This window comes from Spongiactinospora gelatinilytica, from assembly GCF_003236385.1.
Lineage (GTDB): Bacteria > Actinomycetota > Actinomycetes > Streptosporangiales > Streptosporangiaceae > Spongiactinospora > Spongiactinospora gelatinilytica.
Map to the genome: position 1 here is coordinate 1 of NZ_POUA01000051.1, position 15,799 is coordinate 15,799.

The following is a 15,799-nucleotide window of genomic DNA, read 5'->3' on the forward strand; positions in this document are numbered from 1 at the left end:
GACCTACACTCGCCTAGTCGTCGGCAGCGTCAGATGTTTATAAGAGACAGGGCCGAGGGGGGCGCGGCGCTCTGCCGGCCGGCCGGCGATCCGCCACCGCCGCCCGAGGAGCAGGCCACGCTCGGAACCAGGACGGCCACTCCGGCCAGCGCGACCGTCATCACCCGATATGCCCGCACGAGTCATCCCCTCCGGTTTTGCCGTGAATCGGGAAGAGCTTACCGATGCGACCTGCGAAGAAGCTCAAAAATGGGTAACAAAGGTCAACAAACCCCCACTTCGCACCATACAGCGAGGATCACGACAGCTCACTCGGCCGCCATCGACGCGGGCGGGGTGTCGTCGATCTCGAAGAAGCTCGGGTACTCGGTACGGCCGGCCAGCCGCAGCGTGCGGGCCAGCCAGCGGCGCTGGGCGGTCCGGGTGACCCCGACCGCGTTGTTGTAGAACCGGCGGGCGTAGACCACCTTGGCCACGGCCTCGTCCAGCTCCTCCAGCAGCCCGGCCCCGCCGGGGGCCTCGGCCAGCTTCTCCCGGAAGCGCTCCTGCTCCACCGCCGCCCGCAGGGTGCCGGAGAGGTCGCTCTCGGCGTGCTCGCGTTCGTCGGGGCCGGCGGTACGGGCCTCGTGGGCGGCCGAGGCGAGCACCAGCGACGTGGCCGGGTCCAAGATGCGCGAGGCGGCCAGCTCCAGGCACACGGCGGCGCGCCGTACCAGGGCCGCGTCCAGCGCCTCCCTGGCCAGCTCCAGGCGGATGTGCAGGCGGTCCAGCCGGCCGGCCCGCCAGGAGATGTAGACGGCGGTGAGCACCAGCACCACGCCCACCACCAAGATGACCACCGTGGACGTCATGGGGCGTCCGTCCTGTCCTCGACGACCCCCGCCTGGTGCTGGGTCACCGTCTCGTACACCCGCACCACGTCACGCGCCACCGTGGACCAGTCGTACTTGCGCACCGCGCGCCGTGCCTCCTCCGCCAGGCGGGACCTGCGCCCGGGGTCGTCGAGCAGCCGCCCGGCCTCCCGCGCCAGCGACCCGGCGTCGCCGTTGCGGAACAGCGCGCCCGCCTCCCCGTCGCCCAGCACCCGGCGAAACGCCGGGATGTCGCTGGCCAGCACGGTGGCCCCGGCCGACATCGCCTCGGCGAGCACGATGCCGAAGCTCTCCCCGCCGGTGTTGGGGGCGCAGAAGACGTCCACCGAGTGGTAGGCGCGGACCTTCTCCTCCTCGCTCACCATGCCGAGCAGCGTGACCCGGTCGCGGAACTCGGCGGGCACCCGTTCGTAGACGTCGTCGGCGTCGCCGGGGCCCGCGATCAGCAGCCGCGTCCGCGGGCGCTCGGCGGCCAGCGCGGCGAACGCGTCCAGCAGGATCGGCAGGCCCTTGCGCGGCTCGTCCATCCGGCCGAGGAAGCCCAGCGTGTGGCCGTCCGGGCCCCAGCCGTCCAGCGGCTCGCCCTCGGCGTAGCGGCCCACGGTCACGCCGTTGGGGATCAGCACGGTGTCCCCGCCGAACTGCTCCACCAGGCTCTTCCTGGCCGCGTCGGAGACCGCGATCCGGCCGCTGATCTTCTCCAGCGCGCTGCGCAGCATCGGCTCGGCGACCGCGATGGCCCGGGAGCGCACCCAGGAGGCGTGGAAGGTCGCCACGATCGGCCCCCTGGCCGCCCAGCAGGCCAGTACGCCCAGGCTGGGCACCAGCGGCTCGTGGATGTGCAGCACGTCGAAACGCCCCTCGCGGATCCAGCGCCGCACCCGGGCCGCCGACAGGAAGCCGAACGCCATCCGCGCCACCGAGCCGTTGTACGGCACGGGCACCGCCCGCCCCGCGGGCACCACGTATCCGGGGACGGCCGCGTCATCGGAGGCCGGGGCGATCACCGAGACGTGGTGCCCGTCGGCGATCAGCGCCTCGGCCAGGTCGCGGATGTGCGCCATCACCCCGCCGGGCACGTCCCAGGCGTAGGGACAGACCAGGCCGACCCTCATGGACCACACCCGTCACCCATGCCGCGGCTCCAGGTCGGAGAGCCACATCCGCTGCAACATGTGCCAGTCCTGGGGATGCTCGGCGATGCCCTTCTCGAACACGTCCACCAGGCTCTGCGCCACCGCGGCGACCTTCTCCTGCCGGGTGCCCTCCTGCGGGACGGGGATCTCCGGGTGGATGTGGATCCCCCAGTCGTCGCCCTCGAACCACAAGATCACCGGCAGCAGCGCGCAGCGGGTCTGCACCGCGAGCAGCGGCGGCCCGGCGGGCACCCGGCTGGCCTCGCCGTAGAACCGCACCTCCACGCCCTTGGCGGTGAGGTCGCGCTCGGCGGGCAGGCACACCACGCCGCCCCGCCGTACCCGCTGGGCCAGCGTGGCGTAGCTGTGCCCGTCGCCGCCGGTCAGCGGCAGCACCTCCATGCCGAGGCCCTCGCGGAACCGCGTGTAGCGCAGGTACAGCGACTCGGGACGCAGCCGCTCGGCCACCGTCGTGAACGGGTGGCCCACCGCGGCCAGCCACGCGCCCGCCTGGTCCCAGTTGCCCATGTGCGGCAGCGCGAGCACCGCGCCGCGCCCGGCCTCCGCCGCGGCCTGTACGTGTTCCAGGCCGATGACGTGGCTGCGCGCGACCACCTCGTCCGGGGCCATCGCGGGCAACCGGAAGATCTCGTGGAAGTAACGCAGGTAGGACCGCATCCCCGCCCTGCTCAGCTCGCGCATCTGGGGGCTGCCCGGGGCCATCCCGGTGACCCTGGCCAGATTGGCCTCAAGGCGCAGCACGCCCTTGCCGCGGCGGCGCCACACCTGGTCGGCCACCATGCGGAAGGCGGCCGAGGTCAGCCGCTCCGGCAGCCTGGGCAGCAGGGTCCAGCCCGCCGCGAAACCGGCCGCCACCAGGCTCTCGGTCAGGCTCGCCTTGTCGCGCTCAGCGCTCATCGCTCTCCCGGTCTGCCGCGGAACCGGCGGGCACGCCGTCCGCTGTGGTCTGGCGGTGGACGTGCAGCACGCGCTGGACCACGGTCACCGCACTGCCCAGCGCGAGCAGCCACAGGCCCACGCCCAGAATGTACGGCACGCCGAGGCCGGACAGCCCGGCGGCGACCAGCGCGATCAGCAGCCGCTCCGGCCGCTCGACCAGCCCGACGTCGCAGGACAGGCCGAGGCCTTCGGCCCGCGCCTTGACGTAGGACACCATCGCGCCGGCGACGAGGCAGAACATCGCCACGCACGCGAGCACCATCTGGCCGCTGAGCACGCACCAGAAGGTCAGGCCCGCGAAGATCGACGCGTCGCCGACCCGGTCCAGCGTGGAGTCCAGGAAAGCGCCCCAGGTACTGCCCCCGGTGCCGCCCAGCCGGGCCAGCACGCCGTCGAGCAGGTCGGCGAGCACGAAGAAGGTGATCACCAGGGTGCCGGGGAAGAGCATCCCTTGCGGGAAGAAGAACAGGGCCGAGGCCGCCGTGCCGAGGGTGCCCAGGGCGGTCACCGTGTTCGGACTGACGCCACGGCGGGCCAGCGCCGTGCCCAGCGGGGTCAGGATCCGGGTGACTGCGGGGCGCAGAAGTTTGAGCATCGCGGTCCGATCGTAGGACACATCGCGCCAAGACCGCCCTGGAACGCACGTGAGCCGAGCTTTACCCTCCCCCACCCGAGATCATCCGCGCGGCCCGCCGGTTCGATCATATGGACGTGGGCTTCGTGGCGCGCCTGACTCAGAATGCGAAGAAATCTAGACTCAAAGGGCAAGCGCATATCGACGGCGCCGCTTCTCGCATGCTTCTCGCCACCGGAAAGCGAATGAGAAGAGGAAAGAAAGCCCTTCGGTCGAAGATCGGGGCGGTTCGGCCACGAAGTCCGGCTCGATCTCCGGTTGCGGCTCGGCCGTGACGACGTCCGGAACGCCAATGAGATGTCAATTCGGTGATGCTGGTCGGTGCGCCCGATCGACGTTGAAGTCGAGCGGGCTTGCTGCATTTCCCGGGCCGCACGATTATTCCCGAAATCTACGGCAAAAGGGTTGACCCTCACATGAATGAAGTGTCACTCTTTCCGCGTGGAACTCCTGCGCCCGAATCGAGCCGCGCCGACGCGCCGCCGGCTCTCCGGGGGCGGTGTTCGTCGCACCGTGCCGGGCGAGCCGAGGCGGTAGGGCCGAATACCCGGGTGTCACCTGAGCACCGCTGCGCGCGCCGGAAACGGCTGCACCGGCCGGTCCCGAAGCTGGATCGTCCAGGTACGCCATCGGTATTCCTGGGCGGATTCGCCCATCCGCGCGTCCGGCTCGTTCGTCGCATGAGTCGCATGAGCCGCCGTGGCGTTCCCGGGACCGCTGATCGGCCCGTGGGGCCCGTGCCGCGCTGTGGACCTTCGCCGGTCCGGCGGCCGGCGGCGGGTGTCCTGACCTACCCGCCGTCCGCCGTCCACAACTCGCCCAGCCTGTCGCCCAGCCTGCCCGCGCCAACGCATAGATCCCCGAGAGGCCTCCGATGCCACACACCTCCGTCGAGCATTTCCCCATCACGACCCCCGCGCCGCCGCCGGCCCGGTCCGGCGGCGTCGAGACGGTCGAGGACCTCATCGGCGGGACCCCGCTGCTCCGCCTCAGGCTCGATGGCGTGCCGCCGGCCGCCACCGTGCTCGCCAAGCTGGAAGCGGCCAACCCTCTGTCCAGCGTCAAGGACCGCGCCGCGGCGTACATGCTGCGGGCGGCCGAGGAGTCCGGGGCGCTGGCGCCCGGCGCCACCGTGGTCGAGTCCACCTCGGGCAACACCGGCATCGCGCTGGCGTCGCTGGCGGCCGCCCGGGGCCATCCCTGCGTGATCGTGCTGCCGGACAACGCGTCGCGGGAGCGGGTGCTCACCCTGCGCATGCTGGGCGCCAGAGTCGAGCTGACCGATCACGCCCTGGGCTTCCTGGGGTGCGTGGAACGGGCGGAGGAACTGCACGCCGCCATCCCCGGCTCCTGGTACGCCCGCCAGCACGAGAACCCGGACAACGTACGGGCGCACTACGCGACCACCGGCCCGGAGATCTGGACGGACACCGGTGGCACGGTGGACGTGCTGGTGTGCGGGGTCGGCACCGGTGGCACCCTCACCGGCACGGGCCGCTACCTGCGTGAGCGCAACCCGGACCTGCGGATCGTGGCGGTGGAGCCCGCGGGCTCCCCGCTGCTGTCCGGCGGCTCTCCTGGACCGCACCGAATCCCGGGCCTGAACGGCGGCTTCACCAGCCCCGTCACCGATATCAGCTGCATCGACGAGGTGATCACAGTGCCGGACGAGGCCGCGGCGCAGATGACCCGGGCCATCGCCGCCCGTACCGGACTGCTGGTGGGCATCTCCTCGGGAGCCGCCGCGCACGGCTGCGCCGAACTCGCCCGCCGCCACGACCTGTCGGGCCGGACCGTCGTGACGATCTTCCCGGACAGCGGTGAGCGGTACCTGAGCTGGTGGCCGGTCTGATGGGCTACCGGGAACTGCACCGCACCGTCAAGCTGCGCCTGGGCGTGGGCTTCTGCCAGCGCTTCCTGGACATCATGCTGGTCCCGCTGATGGTCATCCACTTCTCCGGCCTGTACGGGGCGGCCCTGGCCGGCCTGATGACCCTGGGGACCGCGGTCGTCGCGATCGGCGGCACCCTGGCCGGCGGCCATCTGGCGGACGTCCACGGGCGCCGCCCGATACTCCTGCTCGGCGAACTCGGCGGCGTGCTCTGTTTCGCCGGGCTGGCCCTGGTGAACTCGCCGCTGGGCGGCGGCTCGGGCGTGCTCACGTACCTGCTGTACCTGGGTGCGGCCGGCTGCGCGGCGATCGCCCTGCCGGCCGGTGAGGCGATGATCGTGGACGTCTCCACCCCGGAGAACCGGACCACGGTCTACACGCTCAAGTACTGGTCGATCAACGTGGCCTTCATGCTCGGCTCGCTGACCGGCGGTTTCCTCTACACCGGCTTCTTCTTCCACCTGCTGCTGGCCGGGGCGCTGGTGAACCTGGGCATCTTCCTGGTGACCTTGCTCGCGATCGGCGAGACCTCGCCCGGCGGCACCGCCGGTGGCCTGACCGCCATGCTGGCCGGCTACGTCTCGGTGGCCCGCGACCGGATCTTCCTGCGGCTGGTGCTGGCCGCGCTGCTGATCCGGGCGATCGAGGTGCAGATCTCCACCTACATCGCGGTACGGCTGAGCAGCGACTTCACCCCGCAGCGGCTGCTGGACATCGGACCGTGGCACCTCACCGTGGACGGCGTCAACACGCTGGGCATCCTGCGTGCCGTCAACACCTTCCTGGTCGTCTGCCTGGGCCTGTTCGCGGGCCGGCTGTTCGGACGGCTGAGCGAGGAGCGGCGGTTGATGGCCGGCATCGTGGTGTTCACCGCCGGATACGCGGTGTGGGCGGTGAGCGGGGACGTCTGGGTGCTGATCGGGGCGGCCGTGGTGGTCACCGTCGGCGAACTGATGAACGCGCCGGTCAAGCAGACCCTGCTGGCCAACCTGGTGCCCGCGTCCGATCGCACGAAGTACATGGCCGCGTACGGCCTGGCCATCCGGCTCGGCCTGGTGGTCGGCTCGGTGTGCGTGTCGCTCGGGTCGGTGCTGCCCTCCTGGGGGATGGCCGCGCTCTACGTGGTCTTCGGGGCCACCGCCATCCAGTTGTACCGATCCCTCTTCCGGAACCTGGGCGACCGCGCGGCACTGCTGGAAGGAGCGCGGTCCGGTGACTGACGACAACAGGCTGCTGATGGTGCAGCCGTACAGCCAGCTGGTGCAGAAGGCGGTCGCCGCCGGCTTCACCGTGTACTCCATCTGGGATCCCGCGCTGCAGACCCCCGAGTACCTGCGGGACGTGGCCGAGCACTCCGCCGAGCTGCTGCTGACCGACTTCTCCGACGTGGCGGAGCTGCGGCGGCTGGTCCGCGAGACGGCGGTCGCCCGCGACGTGGCCCATGTGCTGCACCTGGGCAAGGAGCAGACCATGCTGCCGGTCGCCGAGGAGGCGTACGCCCTCGGCCTCGCGCCCAACACCCCGGCGGCGATCCGTGCGCTCAACGACAAGGCCGCCACCCGCGAGCTGCTGGCCGGGCACGGCCTGTCGCCGGTGCGGTCCGTCCGGGCCGGCGCGCCCGGCGAGCTGGCCCCGTTGCTGACCGGCTTCGACCTGCCGGTGATCGTCAAGCCCTGCGGCCTGCAGGGCAGCGCCGGGGTCCGGCTGGTGCACGCCGCCGGCGAGCTGGCCGACTGGGCCGCCGAACTGGCCGCCTTCGGCTACCACGGCCCGGTGCTGGCCGAGGAGTACCTGCGCGGCCCGGAGTTCAGCGTGGAGACGCTGTCCGCGGGCGGGCGCCACCAGGTGATCGGCATCACCGCCAAGGAGACGATGCCGCCGCCGCTGTTCGTGGAGACCGGGCACGTGTTCCCGGCGCCGCTGCCGGAGCCGGACGCGGCGGCCATCGCCGACCTGGTGACCGCCTTCCTGGACGCCGCCGGGCTCACGTTCGGCCCCGCCCACACCGAGGTCATCCTCACCGGCGACGGCCCCCGGATCGTCGAGTCGCAGGCCCGGCTGGGCGGTGACCGCATCCCGTCGCTGATCAGAATCGCCACCGGGTTCGACATCGAGGCGGCGATCTTCGAGGCGCTCGCCGGGCGGCCGGTCCTGCCCGGACCGGCGCGCGCGACGGGCTGCGTGTCCTTCTTCCAGCTGCCGCCCGGCCCGATCGCGGCGGCCGGCGGGGTGGAGCAGATCGCCGCGCTGCCCTTCGTGCGCGAGGTGAAGTTCCGCTTCGGGCCCGGTGACGTGCTCCCGGTCACCCGGCACTCGCGCAGCCGGCACGGCTACGTCGTCACCGAGGGGCCGACCCCCGAGGCGGCGCGCGACCGGGCGGCCGAGGCCAAGGCGCTGCTGTGGGTGGAACCCGAGGGCACGCCGGTGAACGCGGTGCGGCGGATCGCGGCGGCGACGCCGGATCCGGCCCGTACCCTGCTGCTGATCGGCCACCTCACCGAGCCGATCCGGCTGGCCAAGTCGCTCGGCCTGAACGTGATCCTCATCCAGCACAAGGACAAGTTCCAGCCCGAGCAGGCCGAGCTGGCCGACGTCACGCTGATCGCCGACTACACCGACTGGGCGGTGCTCCGGCCGCTCGCCGAGGCGGCGCACCGGATCTGGAACTTCTCCGCCGCGCTGTCGCTGACCGAGCCCGGGCTGGAACCCGCCGGCCGGATCAACGACCTGTTCGGACTCGGCGGCACCGGCCACCGGGCCGCCCACCTGCTGCGCGACAAGCTGGCCATGCGCCGGCACCTGGCCGCGGCGGGCGCGCCCACGGTCGCCGCGGAGCCGCTGCGAGAGCGGGAGGACCTGCGCGCGTTCGGCGACCGGCACGGTTACCCCTTCGTGGTCAAGCCCACCGATCTGACGGCCGGCTTCGGCATCTCGCTGGTCCGCGGACCGCAGGACGCCGGACCGGTGTGGGAGCGGGTCCGGGCGACGCGCGCGGACGGGGTGGACCGGGGCACCACGCTGTACGAGCTCAAGGACTACCTGATGGAGGAGTACATCTGCGGGCCCGAGTACAGCGTGGAGACCTTCAGCTTCGCCGGGCGGCACGTGGTCGTGGCGATCACCGAGAAGCTGGTCGGCTCGGCGCACTTCGCCGAACTCGGCCACGCCATGCCCGCCCGGGTGGACGCCGGCACCGCCGCCGCGATCACCGCCGCGACGGCCGAGTTCCTTGACGTGATCGGGGTCGCGGACGGACCCGCCCACACCGAGCTGCGGATCTCGCCGCGCGGTCCGCTGGTCATCGAGTCCCACAACCGGATCGGCGGAGGCCGCATCGGGGCACTGGTACGGGCGGCCTACGGCATCGACCTGACCCATTACACGCTCGCCTGGCCGTTCGGCCTGGTCAGTGCGCTGCCGGGGCCGCCGGAGCCGATCGGCGCCGCCTGCGCCCGCGGGCTGGTCGGCAGGCCGGGCCGGATCGCCGCCGTCGAGGGCGTCGAGGAACTGCGGAAGCACCCGGACGTGCTCGCCGTCGATGTGAGCGCCCGGCCGGGGGCGGTGGTGCGCCGGATGCGCGACAACTGGGACCGGCTGGGCCTGGTCGCGGTCGCCGCCTCTGACACCGACAAGGCCGTGCGGCTGTGCGAGGAGCTGATCGAGACGGTGACCGTCAGGATGGAGGGCGACCGGTGAGCATCGTCATCCTGGACCGGCCCGGCCGGCCGCTGCTCCCCTATCCGCAGTGGCTGGACGCGGCGCCGCTGCTGCTGACCGGCCGGCCGGCGTCGGCCGTGGACGGCACGGGTTACGGCGGCCTGCGGTTCCTGACCGGGCTCGGATTCGCCGCGGCGGAAACGGCGGTGCGCGACCTGGCAGCACGCGGCCAGATCACGGCCATCGTCGCGGTCGATCCCGCCGACCAGGTCAGGGCGGGCGGTCTGCGCGACCTGCTCGGCCTGCCGGGTCAGTCCCGGGACGCGGCGCTGCCGCTGGCGGACCCGGTGGCGGCGCGGGCGCTGCTGCGGCGGGCCGGCATTCCCGTCATACGGCGGGCGGGGGTGCGCCGGGTGTGCGACCTGTACTGGTACGCCCATCGCTGGGGTTATCCGCTTCTCGTCCGGCGGCGCCGGGCGCCGGGCAGGCCGGTCGTCGCCGAACTGCGCGACGAGCCGGGGCTGCGCGCCTTCGCCGCCGGACGGCTGCCGGAGGATCCCTCCCTGGTGCCCGACCTGACCGTGGAGTCCCCGGTGGGCGGGGCGCGGCATCGCGGCCCCGGCATCGCCGTGACCGACGCCGCCCTCGCGCTGCTACCGGACACCCCGGGCCACCCGCGCGCGATCGAGGCGGTACGCACCGCGACCGGCGACTGGCTGATCGACACCGTCCACTACGATCCCCGCGGCGCGTCCACCCGGGCCGCGGTACGCGCCCAGGCGGCCCTGCCCGCCGTCGCGCAGGAGGCCGCACGATGAGCGTCCTGGTTCTGCACTACCGCGGTTCGATCGCCGCGACGCCCTATGACCGGTGGGTCGCCGAGTACGGCGGCGACGTCCTGCTGCTCACCGCCGAGGAGGAGAACCTCACCCCGGCCGCCGCCGGCTACCGGCACGCGGCGGCGGTGCCCGGCTACGAGACCGGCGGCCGGGTGGAGGCCCTCTGCCTCGGCCTGGCCCGCGAGCACGGCGTCCGGCACATCGTGGCCTGTCAGGAACGGGATCTGGAGCGGGCCGCCCAGCTTCGGGAGATCCTCGGGTTGCCCGGCCAGCGGCTGGACAGCGTGCTGCCGTTCCGCGACAAGGTCCTCATGAAGGAGCGGTTCGTCGCCGCGGGCCTGCCGGTGACTCCGTACCGGGAGATCGAGTGCGCCGCGGACCTGCTCGCCTTCGCCGGGGAGCACGGCTTCCCGGTGGTGGTCAAGCCCCGCGACAGCGCCGGCTCGGTGGGGCTGCGGATCCTGCGCTCCGCAGGCGAGTTGGAGACGTACCTGGCCGACGAGCTGGACCTGTACGGCGAGCACCCGCCCAACCTGATCGCCGAGCGGTTCGTGCCGGGGCCGATGTGCCATGTGGACGGGCTCGTGGTGGGCGGCCAGGTGGTGCTGGCCTGGCCGTCGCAGTATCTCTACTCCCTGTCGTCCTTCCGTGAGGATCGGGGCGGCAGGATGGATGTCACGCTCGATGTGGACGACCCGCTCACCGGCCGCCTGGTCGAGCTGACCGAGCGGGCGCTCCAGGCGCTGCCCGGCCCCCGGGACTTCGCCTTCCACGCCGAGATCTTCCACACGCCCGGCGACGAACTGGTGCTGTGCGAGATCGCCTGCCGGACCGGCGGCGCCTCGGTCCGCGACGTCATCCGGATCCTGTTCGGTGTCGATCCGACCGAGTCCTGGGTACGGGCCCAGCTCGGCCTCCCGCTGCCCGCGGCGCTCACCGCGGCATTCTCCGGGACCGGCTCAGGACGGCCCCGGCCCGCCCGGATGTCCGGGCAGTTGGTGCTGATGAAACGGCCCGGCAGGGTGGTCTCGGTGCCCGATGGCCCGCCGCCGTTCCCGTGGATCGAGAAGTACCAGGTCTTCGTCCAGCCGGGACAGACCATGCGCGCGGCCACCTTCTCAGCGGACTTCCTGTTCACCACGCTGGTGTCGGGGCCCGACCGGGCGACCTGCGTCGCCCGGCTGCGCCAGGTCGAAGCGTGGTTCATGGACGGGCTGGTACTGCGCGGTCCGGTACTCGCCCGGTCCCACCACACCAACGCATGATTCTCCAGGAGGCCTCCGATGCCGCACATCTCCATCAAGCACTTCCCCGCCGACCTCACCCAGGAGCAGGAGGACACGCTGCTCGCCAGGGTCACCGACGCGGTGACCAGCGCCTTCGACGTCGACGAAGGGGCCGTCTCCATCGCGCTGGAGCCGGTGCCGGCGGAGTCATGGCACGAGCTGGTGTACCAGCCGGAGATCATCGGCCACCGCCACCTGCTTCGCAAGAACCCTTCTTACTGATGAGAGGGCGGCCAGGGGCCCGGCACGCTCAACGGTCCTGATCTGGGGTAAGTACCAGTTGCCGGTCCGGCGGTCCTCACCGCCGCGGGCGGCGCGCTTGATCGTGCAGGTCATCCGTCGGCCTTGATGATCTTGGGAGGCAGTCTTGCTCGCAGGTCGTTCACCTGCATGGCCTTCAGGTGGCTTTTGGTCTAGCGTCTAGGTATTTGGTGAACACACCGCGTCTTGTCGGTGACCCAGCAAGTTCGGCACAACGGCGCGTCAGAACGCGGTGGCGGACCGGACGCGGCCCTGCGCCGCGGTGGACGAGACGACGCTGGAGGCGAAATGGCTGACAAGACGGCCGGCGCGACCGCGGGAGCCGCGGGCAGGGCACCGGCGGCCGACCTGCCTGAGATGGTGCGCAACGTGGTGCTGGTCGGCCATTCCGGAGCGGGCAAGACGACGCTCGTCGAGGCCCTGCTCGCGGCGACCGGCACCATCTCCCGCACCGGACGCGTCGAGGACGGTACGACCGTCAGCGACTTCGACGAGGTCGAGGTGCGCCAGCAGCGATCGGTCAACCTGAGCCTCGCCCCGCTGGTGCACAACGGCATCAAGATCAACCTCCTGGACACCCCCGGCTACGCCGACTTCGTGGGCGACCTGCGGGCGGGGCTGCGCGCCGCCGACGCGGCACTGTTCGTCGTCTCCGCCACCGAGGGCATCGACGGCCTCACCAAGCTGCTGTGGGAGGAGTGCGCGTCGGTGGGCATGCCCAGGGCCGTGGTGATCACCAAGATCGACCATCAGCGGGCCGACTTCGATGCGGTGCTCACCTCCTGCCAGAGCGCCTTCGGCGACGGGGTGGCGCCGCTGTACCTCCCGCACGACGGCGGGCTCATCGCGCTGCTCTCGCAGCGGTTCATCGACTACTCCGGCGGCACGCCCGCCGTGTGCGAGCCGTCGCCCGACACCCTCGACACGATCGAGCAGTACCGCGGCATGCTCATCGAGGGGATCATCCAGGAGTCCGAGGACGAGTCCCTGATGGACCGCTACCTGTCGGGTGAGGAGATCGACCCCAAGGTCCTCATCGAGGACCTTGAGAAGGCGGTGGCCAGGGGCGGCTTCCACCCCGTGCTGGCCTCGGGCGCCGGGATCGGCGCGCAGGAGCTGCTGGAGATCATCACGCAGGGGTTCCCGTCCCCGCTGGAGCACCCGCTGCCCGAGGTCACCACGATCGACGGCAGGCCGGTGCGCGACCCTGCCTGCGACCCCGACGGCCCGCTCGTGGCCGAGGTGGTCAAGACCACCAGCGACCCCTACGTGGGCCGGATCAGCCTGGTGCGGGTCTTCTCCGGCACGCTGCGGCCGGACATGACCGTGCACGTCTCCGGGCACGGACTGGCCGACCGCGGCCACGAGGACCACGACGTGGACGAGCGGATCGGCACGCTGTCCTCCCCGCTCGGCAAGACCCAGCGGTTCGCCGGCAAGTGCGTGGCCGGCGACATCACCGCCGTGGCCAAGCTGTCCCGGGCCGAGACCGGCGACACGCTGTCCGACAAGGAGCACCCGCTGCTGATGCGGTCCTGGACGATGCCCGACCCGCTGCTGCCGGTGGCGATCCGCGCCAGGTCCAAGGCCGACGAGGACAAGCTGAGCCAGGCCCTCGCCCGGCTGGTCGCCGAGGACCCGACGCTGCGCCTGGAGAACAACGCCGAGACCCGCCAGCTCGTCCTTTGGTGCATGGGCGAGGCGCACGCCGACGTGCTGCTGGACCGCCTGGCCAAACGGTACGGCGTGGAGGTCGAACGGGTGGACCTTCGGGTGCCGCTGCGCGAGACCTTCGGCGGCCGGTGCCAGGCCATGGGCCGCAACGTCAAGCAGACCGGCGGGCACGGCCAGTACGCCATCTGCCACCTGGAGGTGGAGCCGCTGCCGTCGGGCGGCGGGTTCGAGTTCGTGGACAAGATCGTCGGTGGCGTCGTGCCCCGGCAGTTCATCCCGTCGGTGGAAAAGGGCGTGCGCACCCAGATGGAACGCGGGGTGCTCGCCGGATACCCGATGGTCGACGTCAAGGTCACCCTGTACGACGGCAAGGCCCACTCGGTGGACTCCTCCGACATGGCCTTCCAGATCGCCGGTTCGCTGGCGCTGAAGGAGGCCGCGGGCAAGGTCGCCACCCTGCTCCTGGAACCCGTCGATGAGATCTCCGTGCTGGTGGACGACGACTACGTGGGGTCGGTGATGTCCGACCTCTCCTCGCGGCGCGGCCGGGTGCTCGGCACCGAGCCGGTCGGTGCCGGCCGTACGCTCGTCCGGGCCGAGGTACCGGAACTGGAGATCACCCGCTACGCGATCGACCTGAGGTCGATGTCCCACGGCACCGGCGCCTTCCAGCGCACGTTCCTGCGCTACGAGCCGCTGCCCGGGCACCTCGCCGACAAGGTGGTGTCCGCCAAGCACGATTGACTCCCGCAACATCCGTCGCACCGGCACGAACACCACCAGGCGGCGCCCCGCCGGGACGCCGCCCCGGGGGTTAGCTTTCATCACACAAGCATCACGAAACGATTTCTTTCTTCCGGTCAAAGCATTCCGCCCACGGTGTAAGACTGGGGAACCATGCGCACCGGACACCAGGAGACCAGCGTCATGCGGAAGGCGCTTCTCGCCTCAGCGGTCGTCGCCATGGCCGCCACCGCCACCGCCTACGCGTTCGGCCCCGACGCGGAGGCCGGGCAGCGGGACAAGCGGGCGGGCGAGGCACGCACCGCCGTCAAATCCGGCCCAGGGTCCGGCACCGAGTCCGTCGCCACGGGCGAGACCGGCCGCCAGGCGCACGCCGTGACCGCCGCCCCCGACTGCAAGGTCGACAAGGCCCGGCCCAAGCGCCAGCTTCGCGGGGTGTGGATCGCCACCGTCAACAACCTCGACTGGCCCTCCAAGACCGGCCTGTCGCAGCAGCGGCAGAAGGCCGAGTACACCCGTATCCTGGACAACGCCGCCAAGCGCCGCTTCAACGCGGTCTTCGTGCAGGTCCGCCCCGCCTCCGACGCGATCTACAAGTCGCCCCACGAGCCGTGGTCGCGCTTCCTCACCGGCACCCCCGGCAAGGACCCGGGCTGGGACCCGCTGCCCTTCCTGATCTCCGAGGCGCACAAGCGCGGCCTGGAGTTCCATGCGTGGTTCAACCCCTACCGGGCGGCCGACGACAAGGGCGGCAGGCCGCCCGCCGCGCACCCGGCCAGGCGACACCCCGACTGGGTGGTCAGGCACGAGGGCCGGCTCTACTACAACCCCGGGCTGCCTAAGGTCCGCGAGCACGTGGTGAAGGTCGTGACCGACGTCACCACCCGCTACGACGTGGACGGCGTGCACTTCGACGACTACTTCTACCCCTACCCGGGGCGGGGCACGAGGTTCGCCGACGAGGCGGCGTTCCGGAAGTACGGCAAGGGCAAGAGCCTGGCCGCCTGGCGGCGGGACAACGTCAACAAGCTGGTCGCCGAGGTCGATGCCGCCGTGCACGAGGCGCGGCCCGAGGTGAAGTTCGGGATCAGCCCGTTCGGCATCTGGCGCAACAAGGCCCAGGACGCCTCGGGGTCGCGCACCAGCGGCATGTCGGCCTACGACCAGATCTTCGCCGACTCCCGCCACTGGATCAAGAACGGCACGGTCGACTACATCATCCCGCAGCTCTACTGGCCGCGCGGGCAGGCCAACGCCGACTACTCGGCGCTCGCCCCGTGGTGGGCCGAGGAGGTCAAGGGCACCGGCGTCCACCTTTACATCGGGCAGGCGCTCTACCAGGTCGGCACCACGGGGGCCTGGCGCAAGCCGGGCGAACTTCCCGCGCACCTGACGCTCGGCCGCGCGCACAAGCAGATCCGCGGCGATGTCTACTTCAGCGCCAAGTCACTGCTGGCCGACCCGCTCGGGGTGTTCGGCCGGCTGGGCTCAGAGCACTATACGCGCCCGGCGCTGCTTCCGCTGATCAAGGACCGCGGCGGGGAGGCCCCGCCCGCGCCGGCCGATCTGCGCGTCTCCGGCGGTGAGCTGACCTGGAAGCCGTCGCAGGGGGCCAGGGCGTACGCGGTCTACCGGGTGGCCGGCGAACCGGGCCGCTGTGCCACGGCCGACGCGACCAACCTCGTGGCGGTCGTCTCCGACGGCAACGCCATCGCGGCCAAGACGCCCGGCACCTACCTGGTCACCGCGCTGGACCGGCTGCACAACGAGTCCGAGGCCGCCCGGATCAAGGTCTGAGCCACCACTGGGCCACCGATAAACTATTGCGGGGCCGGGGTTTTCCAC

The 15,799-nt window shown here is 71.7% G+C and carries 12 protein-coding genes; 8 read left to right on the top strand and 4 right to left on the bottom strand.

Going from position 1 to position 15,799, the window contains the following annotated elements; genetic code table 11:
• Window positions 1–308: 308 nt before the first annotated feature.
• From C1I98_RS09445 to pgsA, 4 genes are read right to left on the bottom strand one after another with little or no spacing between them, the layout of a single operon-like run.
• Window positions 309–851 carry a LemA family protein gene (locus C1I98_RS09445; protein ID WP_111166700.1) on the bottom strand — a complete coding sequence of 181 codons (543 nt, stop codon included), beginning with the start codon at window positions 849–851 and terminating at the stop codon, window positions 309–311.
• Window positions 848–1,987: a glycosyltransferase family 4 protein gene (locus C1I98_RS09450; protein WP_111166701.1), complete on the bottom strand. Its 1,140-nt coding sequence runs from the start codon at window positions 1,985–1,987 to the stop codon at window positions 848–850. Before C1I98_RS09450 ends, C1I98_RS09445 begins: the two co-directional genes overlap by 4 nt.
• Window positions 1,988–1,999: 12 nt before the next feature.
• A complete protein-coding gene (locus tag C1I98_RS09455) occupies window positions 2,000–2,926 on the bottom strand; it encodes a phosphatidylinositol mannoside acyltransferase (protein WP_199536825.1) in 927 nt (308 codons plus the stop codon).
• The gene (pgsA, locus tag C1I98_RS09460) at window positions 2,916–3,563 is read right to left on the bottom strand and encodes a phosphatidylinositol phosphate synthase (protein WP_111166719.1); all 648 of its coding nucleotides are present in this window, start codon (window positions 3,561–3,563) and stop codon (window positions 2,916–2,918) included. Before pgsA ends, C1I98_RS09455 begins: the two co-directional genes overlap by 11 nt.
• Before the next feature lie 913 nt (window positions 3,564–4,476).
• Between pgsA and C1I98_RS09465 the strand changes: the two genes are divergently transcribed.
• From C1I98_RS09465 to C1I98_RS09505, 8 genes are all read left to right on the top strand, one after another.
• Window positions 4,477–5,454 (top strand): PLP-dependent cysteine synthase family protein, encoded by a 978-nt coding sequence (locus tag C1I98_RS09465; RefSeq protein ID WP_111166702.1) that lies wholly within the window; start codon window positions 4,477–4,479, stop codon window positions 5,452–5,454.
• Window positions 5,442–6,713 (top strand): MFS transporter, encoded by a 1,272-nt coding sequence (locus tag C1I98_RS09470; protein WP_199536826.1) that lies wholly within the window; start codon window positions 5,442–5,444, stop codon window positions 6,711–6,713. The genes C1I98_RS09465 and C1I98_RS09470 overlap by 13 nt, the downstream gene beginning before the upstream one ends.
• Window positions 6,706–9,189, top strand: a complete 2,484-nt coding sequence (locus C1I98_RS42710) for an ATP-grasp domain-containing protein (RefSeq protein WP_199536827.1) — start codon at window positions 6,706–6,708, stop codon at window positions 9,187–9,189. Before C1I98_RS09470 ends, C1I98_RS42710 begins: the two co-directional genes overlap by 8 nt.
• Window positions 9,186–9,968, top strand: coding sequence for an ATP-grasp domain-containing protein (locus tag C1I98_RS09485; RefSeq protein WP_111166703.1), 783 nt, complete (start codon window positions 9,186–9,188; stop codon window positions 9,966–9,968). The genes C1I98_RS42710 and C1I98_RS09485 overlap by 4 nt, the downstream gene beginning before the upstream one ends.
• On the top strand, window positions 9,965–11,254 hold the full coding sequence (locus C1I98_RS09490; protein ID WP_111166704.1) for an ATP-grasp domain-containing protein: 1,290 nt from the start codon (window positions 9,965–9,967) through the stop codon (window positions 11,252–11,254). Before C1I98_RS09485 ends, C1I98_RS09490 begins: the two co-directional genes overlap by 4 nt.
• A gap of 18 nt (window positions 11,255–11,272) precedes the next feature.
• Window positions 11,273–11,497 (top strand): tautomerase family protein, encoded by a 225-nt coding sequence (locus tag C1I98_RS09495; protein ID WP_111166705.1) that lies wholly within the window; start codon window positions 11,273–11,275, stop codon window positions 11,495–11,497.
• Between the two features lie 327 nt (window positions 11,498–11,824).
• Complete coding sequence (locus C1I98_RS09500; RefSeq protein ID WP_111166706.1) at window positions 11,825–13,954, top strand: elongation factor G-like protein EF-G2; 2,130 nt, start codon at window positions 11,825–11,827, stop codon at window positions 13,952–13,954.
• 183 nt (window positions 13,955–14,137) lie between these two features.
• Window positions 14,138–15,751, top strand: coding sequence for a glycoside hydrolase family 10-like protein (locus C1I98_RS09505; RefSeq protein ID WP_111166722.1), 1,614 nt, complete (start codon window positions 14,138–14,140; stop codon window positions 15,749–15,751).
• Window positions 15,752–15,799: the final 48 nt, after the last annotated feature.

Coding starts and splice junctions, on each gene's coding strand:
- C1I98_RS09505 (WP_111166722.1), top strand. CDS start 14,138: ATGCGGAAGGCGCTTCTCGCCTCAGCGGTCGTCGCCATGGCCGCCACC.
- C1I98_RS09450 (WP_111166701.1), bottom strand. CDS start 1,987: ATGAGGGTCGGCCTGGTCTGTCCCTACGCCTGGGACGTGCCCGGCGGG.
- C1I98_RS09500 (WP_111166706.1), top strand. CDS start 11,825: ATGGCTGACAAGACGGCCGGCGCGACCGCGGGAGCCGCGGGCAGGGCA.
- C1I98_RS09445 (WP_111166700.1), bottom strand. CDS start 851: ATGACGTCCACGGTGGTCATCTTGGTGGTGGGCGTGGTGCTGGTGCTC.
- pgsA (WP_111166719.1), bottom strand. CDS start 3,563: ATGCTCAAACTTCTGCGCCCCGCAGTCACCCGGATCCTGACCCCGCTG.
- C1I98_RS09455 (WP_199536825.1), bottom strand. CDS start 2,926: ATGAGCGCTGAGCGCGACAAGGCGAGCCTGACCGAGAGCCTGGTGGCG.
- C1I98_RS09490 (WP_111166704.1), top strand. CDS start 9,965: ATGAGCGTCCTGGTTCTGCACTACCGCGGTTCGATCGCCGCGACGCCC.
- C1I98_RS09495 (WP_111166705.1), top strand. CDS start 11,273: ATGCCGCACATCTCCATCAAGCACTTCCCCGCCGACCTCACCCAGGAG.
- C1I98_RS09465 (WP_111166702.1), top strand. CDS start 4,477: ATGCCACACACCTCCGTCGAGCATTTCCCCATCACGACCCCCGCGCCG.